This window comes from Variovorax sp. 3319 (assembly GCF_031456585.1).
In the GTDB taxonomy this organism is placed as follows: Bacteria; Pseudomonadota; Gammaproteobacteria; order Burkholderiales; family Burkholderiaceae_C; genus Variovorax; species Variovorax paradoxus_P.
This window is the reverse complement of sequence record NZ_JAVDUZ010000008.1, coordinates 55,545-70,177: the sequence shown is the minus strand read 5'-3', so window position 1 is coordinate 70,177 and position 14,633 is coordinate 55,545. Positions and strand designations below refer to the sequence as shown.

The 14,633-nt window shown below is 63.3% G+C and carries 11 protein-coding genes and 2 tRNA genes; 5 read left to right on the top strand and 8 right to left on the bottom strand.

Annotated elements, in window-relative coordinates; genetic code table 11:
* Positions 1 to 15: 15 nt before the first annotated feature.
* Positions 16 to 768 (bottom strand): 30S ribosomal protein S2, encoded by a 753-nt coding sequence (gene rpsB, locus J2X67_RS16965; RefSeq protein ID WP_126749808.1) that lies wholly within the window; start codon positions 766 to 768, stop codon positions 16 to 18.
* A 223-nt stretch (positions 769 to 991) separates the two neighbouring features.
* Here rpsB and J2X67_RS16960 point away from each other — a divergent pair, with 223 nt between their 5' ends.
* From J2X67_RS16960 to J2X67_RS16950, 3 genes are read left to right on the top strand one after another with little or no spacing between them, the layout of a single operon-like run.
* The gene (locus tag J2X67_RS16960) at positions 992 to 2,317 is read left to right on the top strand and encodes an amidase (RefSeq protein WP_309954565.1); all 1,326 of its coding nucleotides are present in this window, start codon (positions 992 to 994) and stop codon (positions 2,315 to 2,317) included.
* A 50-nt stretch (positions 2,318 to 2,367) separates the two neighbouring features.
* On the top strand, positions 2,368 to 3,624 hold the full coding sequence (locus J2X67_RS16955) for a D-amino acid dehydrogenase (RefSeq protein WP_309954563.1): 1,257 nt from the start codon (positions 2,368 to 2,370) through the stop codon (positions 3,622 to 3,624).
* A gap of 52 nt (positions 3,625 to 3,676) precedes the next feature.
* Positions 3,677 to 5,140 carry an NAD(P)H-hydrate dehydratase gene (locus J2X67_RS16950; protein ID WP_309954562.1) on the top strand — a complete coding sequence of 488 codons (1,464 nt, stop codon included), beginning with the start codon at positions 3,677 to 3,679 and terminating at the stop codon, positions 5,138 to 5,140.
* 7 nt (positions 5,141 to 5,147) lie between these two features.
* Here the strand turns inward: J2X67_RS16950 and J2X67_RS16945 are convergent, their stop codons facing one another.
* Entirely contained in the window at positions 5,148 to 5,912 is a 765-nt protein-coding gene (locus J2X67_RS16945; protein WP_309954560.1) for an SDR family oxidoreductase, read from the bottom strand.
* Positions 5,913 to 5,973: 61 nt separating this feature from the next.
* A complete protein-coding gene (gene rnr, locus J2X67_RS16940; RefSeq protein WP_309954991.1) occupies positions 5,974 to 8,241 on the bottom strand; it encodes a ribonuclease R in 2,268 nt (755 codons plus the stop codon).
* A gap of 80 nt (positions 8,242 to 8,321) precedes the next feature.
* Here rnr and J2X67_RS16935 point away from each other — a divergent pair.
* Positions 8,322 to 8,406: transfer RNA gene (locus J2X67_RS16935), tRNA-Leu, on the top strand.
* Positions 8,407 to 8,968: 562 nt separating this feature from the next.
* The gene (locus J2X67_RS16930; RefSeq protein ID WP_309954558.1) at positions 8,969 to 9,361 is read left to right on the top strand and encodes a YkvA family protein; all 393 of its coding nucleotides are present in this window, start codon (positions 8,969 to 8,971) and stop codon (positions 9,359 to 9,361) included.
* Positions 9,362 to 9,681: 320 nt separating this feature from the next.
* Here the strand turns inward: J2X67_RS16930 and rimO are convergent, their stop codons facing one another.
* From rimO to J2X67_RS16905, 5 genes are all read right to left on the bottom strand, one after another.
* Positions 9,682 to 11,088, bottom strand: a complete 1,407-nt coding sequence (gene rimO, locus J2X67_RS16925; RefSeq protein ID WP_309954556.1) for a 30S ribosomal protein S12 methylthiotransferase RimO — start codon at positions 11,086 to 11,088, stop codon at positions 9,682 to 9,684.
* Between the two features lie 41 nt (positions 11,089 to 11,129).
* Positions 11,130 to 11,690, bottom strand: a complete 561-nt coding sequence (gene phaR / locus J2X67_RS16920) for a polyhydroxyalkanoate synthesis repressor PhaR (RefSeq protein ID WP_041946121.1) — start codon at positions 11,688 to 11,690, stop codon at positions 11,130 to 11,132.
* A 69-nt stretch (positions 11,691 to 11,759) separates the two neighbouring features.
* A complete protein-coding gene (locus tag J2X67_RS16915) occupies positions 11,760 to 12,110 on the bottom strand; it encodes a hypothetical protein (protein WP_309954554.1) in 351 nt (116 codons plus the stop codon).
* Positions 12,111 to 12,298: 188 nt separating this feature from the next.
* Positions 12,299 to 12,375: transfer RNA gene (locus J2X67_RS16910), tRNA-Val, on the bottom strand.
* Positions 12,376 to 12,423: 48 nt separating this feature from the next.
* Positions 12,424 to 14,613, bottom strand: coding sequence for a bifunctional (p)ppGpp synthetase/guanosine-3',5'-bis(diphosphate) 3'-pyrophosphohydrolase (locus J2X67_RS16905; protein ID WP_309954989.1), 2,190 nt, complete (start codon positions 14,611 to 14,613; stop codon positions 12,424 to 12,426).
* Positions 14,614 to 14,633 lie beyond the last annotated feature (20 nt).

The window sequence follows — 14,633 nt, the reverse complement described above, 5'->3', positions numbered from 1 at the left end:
CGTGAGAGCACTCGATCAGGCCGAGGCGCCCTCTTCGACTTCGACGAATTCGTCGCTGCCTTCGGCGATGGCCTTGACCACGTCGCCGGTGGCGCTGTTGCGGCCTTCGATGATTGCGTCGGCGATGCCGCGGGCGTAGAGCGTGACAGCCTTCGACGAGTCGTCGTTACCCGGAATGACGTAGTCGATGCCTTCGGGCGAGTGGTTGGAGTCCACCACGCCGATGAGCGGAATGCCGAGCTTCTTGGCTTCTGCCACGGCGATCTTGTGGAAACCCACGTCGATCACGAAGATGGCGTCGGGCAGCGCGGTCATGTCCTGGATGCCGCCGATGTCCTTCTCGAGCTTCTCGATTTCACGCGTGAACGTGAGCTGCTCTTTCTTGCTCAGGCTTTCGAGGCCGGCTTCTTGCTGGGCCTTCATGTCCTTGAGACGCTTGATCGAGGTCTTGACCGTCTTGAAGTTGGTCAGCATGCCGCCGAGCCAGCGGGTGTCGACGAAAGGCACGCCAGCGCGGCGGGCTTCGGCAGCCACGATTTCACGAGCCTGGCGCTTGGTGCCGACCATGAGGATGGTGCCGCGATTTGCGGTGAGCTGCTTGGCGTACTTCATCGCGTCCTGGAACATCGGGAGCGACTTTTCCAGGTTGATGATGTGGATCTTGTTGCGATGGCCGAAGATGAACGGAGCCATCTTGGGGTTCCAGAAGCGGGTTTGGTGACCGAAGTGGACACCGGCTTCCAGCATTTCGCGCATGGTGGTCGACATTGAAATTACTCCAAAGGTTGGGTCTAAAATCCAGCCCGTTTTGCGCCTCCTTCGAATGGAGTCACAACACCTTGATTGGGCCGGTTTGCGAATGTGTCTGGCTGGGGTGCGGCGGGAGCCGCCGCATGATCAGCGAAACCCAACGAGTATAGCACGCCTGCCCCTGTCTTTCTCCCCGCCCCGCCTCCCGGAATCAAGCGTCCGCGCCCTCGCAGCACCACCCATGAATGACCTTCACGCCGCCCGTCTGAACCTTCTGGCAGGCGGCACCGATGCACGCACCGAAATGGAGCATGCCATCGAAATCTCCGAATCCCCTGCCTGCAGCCACGTTTTCACCCGCACCTTTTTTGACGAAGCCCGTCGGCAGGCTGCGCAATCGGCGCCGCAAAGCAGGCTCGCCGGCCTCGCGTTCACCGCCAAGGACCTGTTCGACATTGAAGGGCAGCCGACTCCCGCTGGCTCCGTGGTGCTTGCGCATGCCCCGGCCGCCAAGGCGGACTCAGTGGCTGTGGCGAGGCTGCGCGCCGCGGGCGGCACGCTCACCGGCCGTACCAACATGACCGAGTTCGCCTTCTCGGGCGTGGGTGTCAACCCGCACCACGGCACCCCGGCCAACGTGAGCGACTCGGCCAAGCCGCGCATTCCGGGGGGCTCGTCTTCCGGCGCGGCCATTTCAGTTGCGACCGGGGCCGCGTTCATCGGACTGGGTTCGGACACCGGCGGCTCTATTCGCATACCCGCCGCGCTGAACGGCATCGTGGGCTTCAAGAGCACCGCCCGCCTCGTTCCCGCCGACGGAGCCCTGCCGCTGTCGACCACCCTGGACACCGTCTGTGCCATGACGCGATCGGTGCGGGATGCCATCGCAGCACATGAAGTCCTCGCAGCCCGCCGGGTAACTGCGGGCGCGGCCGCCCTGGGGGCATACCGGCTGGCCGTCGTGAAGAACGTGTTCTTCGACGACATCGAACCTGCGGTGGCCCGTGCCTTTGACGACGCGCTCCGAACGCTGCGCGCCAGCGGCGCCCACGTCGAGGAAATCGCCCTGCCAGAATTGGCGGAGTTGCAGGCCATCAATGCCACCGGCGGCTTCTCCGCGGCAGAGTCGTACGCCTGGCACCGGCTGCTGTTGGAACGCAGCGGCGCCGGCTACGACCCTCGCGTCGCCCAGCGCATCCTCAGGGGCGCGGGCATGAAGGCTCACGAATACATCGACCTCGTGAATGCCCGGCGCGCATGGATTGCCCGCGTCGAAGCGGCGCTCGCGCCCTACGACGCCGTGCTATCGCCAACGGTGCCGATGACCGCGCCTCCCATCGAGTGCGTGGCGCCTGGCGCCGAGCGTGACGAAGAGTTCTTCCGCGTCAATGCACTGTTGCTGCGCAATCCATCGATCGTCAACATGCTCGATGGCTGCGCCATTTCATTGCCCTGCCATGCCGCCGGCGAGTTGCCGGTCGGCCTGATGCTGTGGCACGCAGCGCTGCACGACGATGCCATTCTCGCGATTGCCTTACAAACGGAACACGCACTGCGAAGACAATAGCTGCACGCCTGTCGACGGGCGCCAGCCATCTCTTCTTACTCAAGCATTCAATGAAAATCGCGATCGTGGGCGCCGGCATCATCGGCGTCACCACCGCCTGGGAACTGGCTTCGGACGGCCATGAAGTGTCTGTATTCGAGCGCCGCGGCGCGGCGGCCGAGGAAGCCAGTTTTGCCAATGCGGGCGTGGTCGCACCGGGTTACGTAACGCCTTGGGCCGCCCCGGGCATGCGTGCCAAGGTTCTGCGTTCGCTGCTCTCGTCTCACGGCGCCATCAAGCTGCGCTGGCCGCTGAGTCCGCGCGATATTGGCTGGATGTCGCGCTGGCAGAAAGCCTGCAAGCTCGAAACCTACCTGGCCAACCGTGCCCGCATGCAGCGCCTGGCTTTCTACAGCCGTACCCGCCTGCATGAGGTGACTGAAGCGCGCGAACTCAGCTATGAGCGCAGCGACGGCTACCTTGTGCTGCTGCGATCCAAACGCGAGAAAAAGCTGGTGCAGCCCGGCCTCGATGTGCTGCGGGCGGCAGGCAGCGTCTTTCGCGAAGTCGATGCCGACGAGGCCCGGCGCATCGAACCTGCACTCAGCACCGACACCGCACTCGCAGGCGCCATCTACCTGCCCGAAGACGAGGTGGCCAATTGCCGCCAGTTTGCGCTCCTGCTCAAATGGGAGGCCGAGGCGCTCGGCGCCGAGTTTCACTTCAATTGCGACATTGCGCCGCTGAGCCGCGCCGATCCCACATCCCTTTCGCTTGCGAGCGGCTCCCCGCCGCTGCGTTTCGATGCGGTGGTGGTGTGCGCCGGGCTCGCCTCGGCGTCGCTGCTGCGGCCGCTCGGCCTGCGGATTCCGCTCGCACCCATCTACGGCCATTCCGTGAGCGCACCCATTCGCGAATCACTCAACGCCCCCCGCAGTGCGGTGATGGATGAGCGCTACAAAGTCGCAATTTCGCGCCTGGGCCAGCGCGTGCGCGTGGCCGGCAGCGCGGAAATCGGCGGCTCGTTGGACACCATGAACCCGTCCGCCGTGCAAACGCTCTACAAGGTGCTGCACGACTGGTTCCCTGGCGCAGTCACGCTGCAGTCCGGCGTGCAGCAATGGAAAGGCGCACGGCCGATGCTGCCCGATGGCCCTCCGGTGCTGGGCGCCAGCGGCATACCGGGCGTCTGGCTCAATCTGGGCCATGGCTCGAGCGGCTGGGCGCTGTCGTGCGGCAGCGCGCGCGTGCTGGCCGACCTGATCAGGGGCCGCGATGCGGGCGTCGACCTGGAAGGGCTCGGCGTCGAGCGGCTCTATCTTCGCTAGATTCCACAGCTCCCGCAGCAGCTTGCTTCTCACGGAGCGGCAAAATGGTTCGATGCAACGCATCACCTCCGCCACGGTCGCCAACCTTTTCGATATCGCGGCAACGCGGCGCATCGAGCAAGCGGCGGCGGCCAACCTGCCCGCCCACACTTTGATGCAGCGCGCCGGCTTGGCCGTGGCGCGGCTGGCCATGGCAATTGCGCCTCATGCGCGCACGATCTGGATCGCATGCGGGCCCGGCAACAACGGCGGCGACGGTTTCGAAGCAGCCGCGCAGCTGCAGCAACGCGGCTTCTTGCCCATTGTCACTTTCGCCGGTGACGAAAGCCGGTTGCCGGCGGATGCGATGGCATCCCTTCAGCGGGCCCGCGATGCCGGTGTGATCTTTGCGCCCACCCCACCCGCTACCTACGGACTGGCCATCGACGCGCTGCTCGGCATCGGAGCCACCCGGCCGCCCGAGACCGTCATGGCTGAGTGGCTTCGCCAGATGCATTCGACAGCCCAACCGGTACTCAGTGTCGATGTGCCTTCAGGGTTGAATGCCGACACCGGCATTTCAAGCGCCTCCGCTCATTCGGATGCCGCAGCATCCCGTTTCTGCATCACCTTTTTGACCCTCAAGCCGGGACTTTTCACAGCGCACGGGCGGGATGCGACAGGTGCGGTGTGGTTCGACGACCTGGGCTGCGGCAACGGCATTGCCGAACCGCCCGCCGCGCGCCTCGCAGGCATGCCGACGACAGCACCACGCCGCCACGCGTCGCACAAAGGCAGCTATGGCGACGCGGCGGTGATCGGCGGTGCGTCCGGCATGGCGGGCGCCGCGCTGCTGGCTGCGTCGGCCGCGCTGCATGCAGGTGCCGGACGGGTGTTTGTCGGGCTGCTCGATCCGAGCGTTGCCCCGGTCGACTTTGCACAGCCCGAACTGATGCTGCGAGACGCCGACGCGCTGGATCTTTCAGGCATGACCGCAGTTTGCGGATGCGGTGGAGGTACGGCCGTACGCTCGGTGCTGCCACGCGTGTTGGCGACGGCGGCCACACTGGTGCTCGATGCCGATGCGTTGAACGCCATTGCCGGCGATGGCTCCTTGCAGCAGCAACTGGTATCGCGCACCCGGCGCGGAAAGCCCACCGTCATCACCCCGCATCCTCTCGAAGCCGCACGCTTGTTGAATTGCACGGCCGCGGACATTCAGGCAGACCGGCTGGCAGCAGCCCGCAAGCTGGCGTCACGCTACGGCGCGATTGTCGTGCTCAAAGGCTCAGGGACTGTCATCGCAGACAGCAGCGGCACGCCGCCAGTGCTGAATCTGACCGGCAACGCAGCACTTGCAACGGCTGGCACCGGCGACGTGCTGGCCGGGATGATTGGCGCCGCGCTGGCCGCGCAGCAGTCGCCGTTCGAAGACGCGCATACCGCCGTCTGGCGCCATGGCCAAATCGCCGACACGTGGCCGGCCGATGCGCCGCCCTTGACGGCCGGCGCACTGGCGCGCCAGGCATCCGGCTGACGCGGTTCTAGCCGCGTCCGACGAAGGGCATCTTCGTCGCCATCACGGTGTGGAACAACACATTGGCTTCCAGCGGCAGGTTTGCCATATAGAGCACCGACTGGCCGACGATCTTCACGTCCATCAGCGGCTCGATCGCGAGCTCTCCGCTGGCTTGCGGCACGCCCTTGGCCATGCGCGCGGCCAGTTCGGTCATGGCGTTGCCCACATCGATCTGGCCGACGGCAATGTCGTACTTGCGCCCATCGAGCGATGCGGTCTTGGTGAGGCCCTCGACCGCATGCTTGGTCGCAGTGTAGGCGGGCGAATTCGGACGCGGCGCGGTGGCCGAGATGGAGCCGTTGTTGATGATGCGCCCTCCCCGCGGGGTCTGCGCCTTCATTGTGCGAAACGCCTGCTGGATGCAGAAGAACATGCCGCTCAGGTTGATGTCGACCACGCCGCGCCATTGCTCCGGCGTCCAGTCTTCGAATGGGCCCGGCGGGTTGCCCACGCCGGCATTGTTGAACAGCAGATCGACGCGGCCGAAGCGCTCCACAGCCGCGGCAAACAGTGCCTGAACCGATTCGGCACTGGCCACATCGGTGGGCACGGCAAAGGCGCGCGCGCCGGCTCCGGACTCTTCCGCCACCTGCTCCAGCGGCTCGGGGCGGCGCCCCGCCAGCGCCACGCTCCAGCCGTCGGCCAGCAATGCAAGCGCCGCGGCGCGCCCAATGCCTGTGCCAGCACCCGTGACGATGGCGATGCGGCCCTTGTTGTTTTCCACGCTCATGCTCAGTGTCTCCTTCTCAGCTTGTCTGTCCTGGTTGTATATGGATGCGATGCGTTGTGCATCATGTGCGGCGCGGTGGCTTGCGGCCTTTCATCTTGTTGGCGGCTTTCTTCACCGCCGACTTGAAGGCTTGCATTGCCGATTGGGGCCCCACCGCAGCCGTGGCGGCGCGCTCGGCGCGCTGTTCGGGCGCCGCTTCGGCCTTATGGCGCGAGCTGCGCTTGGCTGACGCCTTGACCGGTACACCGGTCGAGCCCACACCCTTGTCCTTCATGGCACGCGACGTGAGTTCTTCACCCTCGCGCACCAGGCGGAAATCGATCTTGCGTCCGTCCAGGTCGACCCTGCTTACCTGCACCCGCACGCGTGTGCCGATGGCATAGCGAATGCCGGTGCGCTCGCCACGCAGTTCCTGGCGCATTTCGTCGAACTTGAAGTATTCGCCGCCGAGCTCGGTGATGTGCACCAGCCCCTCGACATACATGGCGTCCAGCGTCACGAAGATGCCGAAGGTGGTGGCCGCGGTAACCACGCCGCCGTATTCCTCGCCCAGGTGCTCGCGCATGTACTTGCACTTGAGCCATGCCTCGACGTCGCGGCTGGCTTCGTCGGCACGGCGCTCGTTGGCGCTGCAATGCAGGCCGGCGGCTTCCCACGCCAGCACTTCCTTGGTCGGCGCGACGGTGGCCTTCTGCGGCTTGGTGGTCGGCGCCTTGACGCGCGAGGCCAACCGCTTGGCGAGCTTGGCATGCGCCTCACCCGGAGTCGGCAACATCGGCAGCTGATAGCGCGTCTTGCCAAGAATCGCCTTGATCACGCGATGCACCAGCAGGTCCGGATAGCGCCGGATCGGGCTCGTGAAGTGCGTGTAGGCCTCGTACGCCAAACCAAAGTGGCCGCTGTTGATTGGCGTGTAGATTGCCTGCTGCATCGAGCGAAGCAGCATGGTGTGAATCTGCTGCGCGTCGGGCCGCTCCTTGGTGGCTTCGGCAATTGCCTGAAACTCGCCGGGCCGCGGGTCGTCGGTAATGCTCAGCCCCACACCCATGGCTTTCAGATAGCCGCGCAGGATTTCCTTCTTCTCGGGGGTCGGGCCTTCGTGCACACGGAACAGGCCCGGGTGCTTGCCTTCAGCAATGAAGTCGGCGCTGCACACGTTGGCCGCGAGCATGGCTTCTTCGATGAGGCGGTGCGCCTCGTTGCGCGTGCGCGGCACAATCTTCTCGATGCGGCCTGCGTCGTCGCAAATGATCTGCGTCTCGGTGGTTTCGAAGTCGACCGCGCCGCGCTTGCCGCGCTGCTTGAGCAGCGCCTTGTACACGTCGGCCAGGTTCAGCAGGTCTTTCACGCGGTCCTTGCGCTTGGCTGCCTCGGGGCCGCGCGTGTTGCCAAGAATGGCCGCCACCTCGGTATAGGTGAAGCGCGCATGGCTGAACATCACCGCCGGGTAGAACTGGTAGGCGTAGATCTCGCCGTCGGCGGCCACGAGCATGTCGCACACCATGCACAGGCGCTCGACCTCGGGGTTCAGCGAGCACAAGCCGTTCGAAAGCTTTTCCGGCAGCATCGGGATAACGCGGCGCGGAAAGTAGACACTGGTGGCGCGGTCGTAGGCGTCGATGTCGATCGCCGAGCCGGTCTGCACATAGGCGCTGACGTCGGCAATGGCCACCAGCAGGCGCCATCCCTTGCCCCGGCCAACCTTTGCGGGTTCGCAGTACACGGCGTCGTCGAAGTCCCGTGCGTCCTCGCCGTCGATGGTGACCAGCGGCACGTCGGTCAGGTCGATGCGCCCCTTCTTGTCCGCGGGTCGAACCTTCTCGGGCAGGGCCTTCGCTTCGGCCAGGCACTCCGCGGAAAACTCGTGCGGCACGCCGTACTTGCGCACTGCAATTTCGATCTCCATGCCCGGGTCGTCGATTTCGCCGAGCACTTCTTTTACCCGCCCCACCGGCTGGCCGAACAGCGCCGGCGGCTCGGTGAGTTGCACCACCACGACCTGCCCAACCTTGGCGGGACCGGTTGCGCCCTTGGGGATCAGGACGTCCTGTCCGTAGCGCTTGTCTTCAGGCGCAACGAGCCAGATGCCGCCTTCATGCAACAGGCGGCCGATGATCGGCTGCTCCGGGCGCTCGACGATTTCGACCACCCGCCCCTCGGGACGACCGCGCCGGTCTTGCCGCACCACGCGTGCCTTGACGCGGTCTTTATGCAGCACCGCACGCATCTCGTTCGGGGGCAGATAGATGTCGGCTTCGCCGTCGTCGCGCTGCACGAAACCGTGTCCGTCGCGATGCCCTTGAACAGTTCCTTCAAATTCATCCAGCAGACCGCTGGAGTGGCCATTATTTTTGATATGATTCTCTCTTTCCTGAAATTCAAAACATAACTGCTTCGGCAGCTATGTGGGCCCAGATGGCGGAATTGGTAGACGCACTAGTTTCAGGTACTAGCGAGTAACATCGTGGAGGTTCGAGTCCTCTTCTGGGCACCACCCCTACCAAGCTGAAACCCCTGTGAATCTGTGATTTACAGGGGTTTTTTCTTTTCCCTGGGAACATGGTCGAGGGATGCTCTCCCCCGCTAAATCCGGTCGCAGCCAAACCAGGCCGAACCGACCGCACTCCACCGTATTCGCGCATTCCAGCACAGTCCCAAATCGGGACTTCCGGAGAAGCAGCTGTCGACGGCGCGGATGTAAACAAGTGGAATGGGCTTCGTCTCATGAAGTGATGCGGCAACCCGCTTACGGAGAAGCGGCTTTTCGCCATTCTGACGCAGTACATCGACGAATGATCGCGCACAGTCTCATGAAGCGCGGCAACGGAGTCAATACACCGCGTTGCCAGTAAAGGTGAACCGCAAACTCAACCTGATGAGCGCGGCGTTCAACTCGCTGCGCGATCATCGAATGAATCTGCGGAGTTGCGACAGGCTTTGCAGCCCGTTGTGCACCTTACCACGCCAAGGTTGCTGCCGATCCGGCAATGTGCAAACCACATCTACCGGCCATCTTCCGCGCCATACTGGCGCGCGGCAACCGCCCTTTCTCTTCCATGTCCATTTTCAAAAGCATCCGGCAGTGGGCATCGCGAATCAAGCGCGACGCCGTGACACTGTGGTTTGCCTACCGCCACCCGGATACGCCGTGGTTCGCAAAAGCCCTTGCTGCTTTTGTCGTCGCATATGCGCTGAGTCCGATCGATCTCATTCCAGATTTCATTCCGGTACTTGGCTATCTGGACGACGCCTTGCTGTTGCCAGGACTGATCTGGCTGAACATCCGGCTCATTCCAGGAGATGTTCTCCAGGAATGCCGTGCCCGGGCAGATGGGTGGATGAAAGAACAAGGCGCGAAGCCGCGAAGCGTTGCCGGCGCCGTGCTGGTCGTCGCCATCTGGATTGGCGTTGCGATTGGCTCCTGGGCTTGGTTCAACGCGCACGCCTAGCGGCTGCACCAGCGACTGCAGGCCCTCAGCCGAACCGAAGTGTGGCGAAAGTCACACTTTTCCATCAATATGATTCTAAAAGTAACTTGAAAACGCACATATGGTTACGTTTAGTTTGAAAATATAGCCATCAAACTAATGGAAACCATCGTGATTACTGCATTTACCCTGTTGATCGGAATGTTCCTCGGAGCGTTGTTCATGAGCCTTCTGGTCATCTCGCGTTCGGATGATTGAGCACCGCCGGGCAATGGCCGCCCGATCCAAGCCAAAAGAAAAGCCCGCTTCTGCGGGCTTTTCTTTTGCAGCAGCGCAGCAGCCTAGATGGGCAAGGCGATCAAGTCGTGCCCTTCGGCGCCAACGATGCGGGCCTTGGTGAACTCGCCCACCTTGAGCGTCTTGCTTATCTTTTCTGGCGGCAGCAAACGCACGGTTCCGTCGATCTCTGGCGCGTCGGCGTAAGTACGCCCAACGCCGCCCTTGCGCCCCAAGCCGGGCGCCGAATCCACCAGTACCTGCATCGTCGCGCCGATGCGCTGTTGCAGCTTGGCAATCGACACGGCTTCGGCCACTTCCATGAAACGGGCTCGGCGCGCTTCGCGTTCGGCCGGAGGCAGCATGCCGGGAATGTCGTTGGCGGTGGCACCTTCGACAGGGCTATAGGCAAAACAGCCTGCCCGGTCGATCTGGGCTTCGCGGATGAAGTCGAGCAGGTGCTCGAACTCTTGCTCGGTTTCGCCGGGAAAGCCGGCGATAAAAGTGCTGCGGATCACGAGCTCGGGGCAAACTTCGCGCCAGCGCGCCAGCCGCTCCAGGTTCTTTTCGCCGCTGGCAGGCCGCTTCATGCGCTTGAGCACATCGGGGTGGCTGTGCTGCAACGGCACATCGAGGTAAGGCAACACCTGCCCGCTCGCCATCAGCGGAATGATTTCGTCCACGCTCGGGTACGGGTACACATAGTGCAGCCGTACCCAGGCGCCGTATGGCTCGGCAATTTCGCCGAGCGTGCGCACCAGTTCGAGCATGCGGGTCTTCACCGGCTTGCCGTCCCAGAACCCGGTGCGGTATTTCACGTCCACCCCGTAGGCCGAAGTGTCCTGGCTGATCACCAGCAGCTCTTTCACACCGCCTTCGAACAAGGCCTTGGCCTCGCTGAGCACGTCGCCGACGGGCCGCGACACCAGGTCGCCGCGCATCGAGGGAATGATGCAGAAGGTGCAGCGGTGATTGCAGCCTTCGCTGATCTTCAGGTATGCGTAGTGGCGCGGGGTGAGCTTGAGGCCGGCAATGCCAAACGTGTTGGGAACAAGATCGACGAACGGGTCGTGCGGCTTTGGCAGGTTGGCGTGCACCGCATCCATTACTTCTTGCGTCGCGTGCGGCCCCGTCACGGCCAGCACGCTCGGATGCATTTGCCGCACCAGATTGCCGCCCTGGTCGCCCGTCTTGGCGCCAAGGCACCCCGTTACGATGACCCGTCCGTTTTCGGCCAGCGCCTCCCCGATGGTGTCGAGGCTTTCTTTCACCGCGTCGTCGATGAAGCCGCAGGTGTTGACGATCACCAGGTCGGCGCCCTCGAAAGTCTTCGAGGTCTGGTAGCCCTCAGCACTTAGCTGGGTCAGGATCAATTCGGAATCGGTAAGGGCCTTGGGGCAGCCCAGGCTCACAAAGCCGACCTTGGGGGTGGCCGGCGTGGCGGTACGTTCGGGGGAGGCAACTTCGCTCATATATGCCCCTATTGTCCCAGCTATCGGCCGGGACCGGAATTTCAGGGGCGTTTGATGCCGAATGCGCCCAGAACCTGCTCGGTGTTCTTCTGCATTTGCTCCTGCATCTGCAGGAACACGTTCTTGGACTGTTCGACGTAGTTGCCCATCAGCCCCTGGAGCATTGGCGATTGCATCGTCATGAAGCGGGACCACATTTCAGGCGTAAGGCCTTCGGCCTTTTCGGCGAGCTGCGCCTGCACTTCCGTCATGGCCTGGATGTTCTTCTCGAGATAGGGGCCCATGTAACCCTGCATCGCCTGTCCGTAGAAACGGATGATGTTGGCCAACACCTGCTCGGTGAACATGGGCGCGCCGCCCGCTTCTTCCTCGAGAATGATCTGCAGCAGGATGCTGCGCGTAAGGTCGTCGCCGGTCTTGGCATCGCGCACCACGAACTGGGCATTCTGTATGACCAGCTGCTTCACCTCGGTGAGGGTGATGTATGTGGATGTCTCGGTGTCGTAGAGCCTTCGGTTGGGGTACTTCTTGATTACACGTTGCACCGGCTTGACCCCGGACTTCTTGCTCTGCACTGCGGACTCCTTCACATGGATGCCCATGTCATCCGATGATTCTAGGTAGCGGTTTTGCTGCATCGCGACAAGGTTTACCCTGACCGCGCATCCCCTTCAATCGGAGGTTGTGGCGTATTCGGCGCCGCACGCATTGCACGCCGCGCTCTCGGGGCGCTCTGCGGTCGCCTCCCGAAAACGCAAAGGGCTCTTGTGGCCGTACACCACCCAGCAACGTGGGCAATGCTCGTGGCCGGCGGTAGGCAAGTAAGCGCGGGAGCGCTGCTCGGCGCGCTCTTGCGTGACAGGTATGCCCTGGCTCAAGGCGCGCGCAATTTCGCGCGCTGCCATGGTGTCGGTACGGCCGCTTGCGTGGTCGTTGATGCCATAGACCGCACGTGCAAATTCAACAGGGGCTTGCCGAAGCAATGCGGCAAGGCGCATATCGGCATGAGCCCGATCAACCATCGTTGATCGCGTATTCATCGGATCGCTTATCAAGAAATTTGGAAAAGGCTTGCAGAGCGGCCAAGGTAGCACAACAACATGGCCATGGTCTTTGTCTGCTTAACCGCAAGGACGATTGAAACACCGGGGAACCCGGTGAGAGCTCTGTTCAACAGACCCGGTGGTTGGCCGGAAGTTGGAACAGAAATTGGTAGGCGCGATTGGACTCGAACCAACGACCCCCACCATGTCAAGGTGGTGCTCTAACCAGCTGAGCTACGCGCCTAAGGATGTGTCCGAGAAGCAGCTATTGTAGCAGGAGAAAACGCGCTTTTTAGCGCCGACGTGCAGATCGCACACCTGCAACCGCCGTAACCACGCCAAGCACCTGCGCGAGGCGCGCCGCATCGGCGATTTCTACAGTGAACGTCATCCACGCAGTGCCCTTGACCGATTGGGTCTGCACGCCGATCACGTTCATCTTTTCTCGTGCGAACACATCGGATATGTCGCGCAGCAAGCCCTGGCGGTCTGCCGCTTCCACCGCCACGTCGACCGCATACATTGGTGCTTCGCCACCCTTGGCTGCGCCCCACTCGACATCGATCACGCGCTCGCCATCGCGCGAGGCCATCATCCGGAAGTTGCTGCAGTCTGTACGGTGAACGCTCACGCCATGGCCGCGCGTCACAAAGCCGCTGATGGCATCCGGCGGCGCGGGCTTGCAGCACTTGGCCAGCTGCGTCATCAACGAAGACACGCCCACCACAAGCACACCGCCCTTGCCGGACTTTTCGCTCGCGCGCGGCTTCTTGAGCTGCACGCCGTCGTCAGGGTTGGGTGCGGGCTCTGGCGGGCGCAGCAGCATCTCAATGTTGCGCAGCGAAAACTCGTCCTTGCCGACCACTTCGAACAGATGATCCGCAGACTTGAATCCGAGCTGTGAAGCCAGGTCTTCAAGCCGCGTCGAAGTCTTGCCTTCGCGCTGCAGCAGCTTCTCGACGGCCTCTCGCCCGCGCGCCACGGTCTCGTGCGTGATCTGCGCGTTGAACCACGCGCGCACTTTTGCACGGGCGCGGTGGCTTGCCAGATAGCCCAACTCCGCGTTGAGCCAATCCCGCGAAGGACCGCCCTCTTTCGCCGCGATGATCTCTACCGTCTGCCCATTGGACAGCGGCGTGTTCAGCGGCACCATCGCCCCATCGACACGCGCGCCGCGGCACCGATGGCCGAGCGTGGTGTGCACCGTATAGGCGAAATCCACCGGGGTTGCGCCCTGCGGCAGTTCGACAATGGCCGCGTCGGGCGTCAATACATAGATGCGGTCGTCGAAGAGGCCCTGGCCCTGCGAGCCGCCAGAAAGGTCGCGCTCCCAGGCCAACAGTTGCCGCAGCACTGCGATCTTCGCGTCGTACTCTCCGCTCGCCCACACGCCCGCATAGCCCTTGTGCCCTGCTTCCTTGTAGGCCCAGTGCGCAGCCACGCCATGCTCTGCATGGTCGTGCATTTCTTCGGTGCGGATCTGGATCTCGATCGGCTTGCCGGGCTTGCCGTCGACCACCTCGCGCACCACCGTGTGCAGCGACTGGTAGCCGTTGGGCTTGGGCCGCGCAATGTAGTCGTCGAACTCTTCGTCGATAGGCAAGAAGTGCGAGTGCACCCAGGCCAGTGCCGCGTAGCAGTCCTTCACATCGGGCACCACCACGCGCAGCGCGAGGATGTCGAACACCTGCGCGAAGTCGAGCGACTTGCCGCGCATTTTCTTGACGATGCTGTAGATGTTCTTCGGCCGGCCCTGCACCGTGGCGCGCACGCCTTCGGCCTGCAGTTCGCGCTCGAGCTGCGAGCGCAACTGCTCCACGTGGCCTTCGCGTTCGACACGCTTCTCGTCGAGAAGACGCGCAATCAGCTTGTAGGTTTCGGGCTCCAGAAAGCGGAACGAAAGATCTTCGATTTCCCACTTCACCTGCCAGATGCCCAGGCGGTTGGCCAGGGGCGCAAACACCTGCAGCGATTCGCGCGCCACGCTCTCGGGCGCCGGCTGCTTGCTGGCGGCTGCATGCCGCAGCGTCTGCAGCCGTGAAGCAAGTCGCAGCATCACCACGCGCAGGTCGCGTGAAAACGCAAGCAGCATCTTGCGCACATTCTCTGTCTGCGCTCCCGCACCTTCAGACAGATGGTGGCCCTGCGAAGCCGAGCGCGCCTGTTCCTGCACGCGGACCAGCTTGGTGGTTTCCACCGCCAGCGCAGCGAAGTTGTCGCCGAACACCTTGGCAATCACCTCCTGCGGGCGGTTGAGGTGCTGGCAGGCGTACACCAGGTAGCTTGCGGCCTGCATGGCCTCGGAGCCGCCCATCTTCGCGACGATGCCGGCTACGGCATCTGCGTGCGCCAAGGTGTTTTCACCAGTGTCCAGCTTTTCGTCGGCAATCAGCGGCTCGGCAAATGCGCGTGCGCGCGCGAGCATGTTCTCCATTACCGGAGTGCGATCGGCCGTTGCGGCGGACAACGGATAGTCCACCATGACCGCGTCGGACGTGTTTG

Excerpts from the sequence above, each read along its gene's own strand:
- rpsB (WP_126749808.1), bottom strand. The coding sequence starts at position 768 with ATGTCGACCACCATGCGCGAAATGCTGGAAGCCGGTGTCCACTTCGGT.
- J2X67_RS16930 (WP_309954558.1), top strand. The coding sequence starts at position 8,969 with ATGTCCATTTTCAAAAGCATCCGGCAGTGGGCATCGCGAATCAAGCGC.
- J2X67_RS16915 (WP_309954554.1), bottom strand. The coding sequence starts at position 12,110 with ATGGTTGATCGGGCTCATGCCGATATGCGCCTTGCCGCATTGCTTCGG.
- J2X67_RS16950 (WP_309954562.1), top strand. The coding sequence starts at position 3,677 with ATGCAACGCATCACCTCCGCCACGGTCGCCAACCTTTTCGATATCGCG.
- phaR (WP_041946121.1), bottom strand. The coding sequence starts at position 11,690 with ATGGGCATCCATGTGAAGGAGTCCGCAGTGCAGAGCAAGAAGTCCGGG.
- rimO (WP_309954556.1), bottom strand. The coding sequence starts at position 11,088 with ATGAGCGAAGTTGCCTCCCCCGAACGTACCGCCACGCCGGCCACCCCC.
- J2X67_RS16960 (WP_309954565.1), top strand. The coding sequence starts at position 992 with ATGAATGACCTTCACGCCGCCCGTCTGAACCTTCTGGCAGGCGGCACC.
- J2X67_RS16945 (WP_309954560.1), bottom strand. The coding sequence starts at position 5,912 with ATGAGCGTGGAAAACAACAAGGGCCGCATCGCCATCGTCACGGGTGCT.
- J2X67_RS16905 (WP_309954989.1), bottom strand. The coding sequence starts at position 14,613 with ATGGTGGACTATCCGTTGTCCGCCGCAACGGCCGATCGCACTCCGGTA.
- J2X67_RS16955 (WP_309954563.1), top strand. The coding sequence starts at position 2,368 with ATGAAAATCGCGATCGTGGGCGCCGGCATCATCGGCGTCACCACCGCC.